General features: G+C 48.6%; 1 protein-coding gene. It reads right to left on the bottom strand.

All coding sequences use genetic code 11. From position 1 onward, the window contains the following. Positions 1-251 (bottom strand): terminase gpA endonuclease subunit (locus tag AK963_RS30935; RefSeq protein WP_175404837.1); only part of this gene is annotated, 251 nt, incomplete at both ends.

Here is a 251-nt window from a genome sequence, read left to right as displayed (position 1 = left end):
TCGGCGGTTCTTGGCATCCCACGTAAAGTAAGGAACACCGAGCTTGAATTTCTTGAGCTTTTCTTCCGCCGTGGCCTGCTTGAAGTAATCCTCATCAAAGCACTCCTTAATAGGCCAATGGCAGTAACCCGCTCCGGGCTCCAAAATGCGATAACGCTGATAGATCAACTCTTTCGCTGTATCAGTACCTATGAGGGTCAGATAGACCCCTTTCTTGTTTTTGGTCTTGGGATAGGTGGCGATAGGCTTTC

The sequence above is a fragment of the Endozoicomonas atrinae genome, from assembly GCF_001647025.1.
In the GTDB taxonomy this organism is placed as follows: Bacteria; Pseudomonadota; Gammaproteobacteria; order Pseudomonadales; family Endozoicomonadaceae; genus Endozoicomonas; species Endozoicomonas atrinae.
This window is presented reverse-complemented; position numbering and strand designations above follow the sequence as displayed.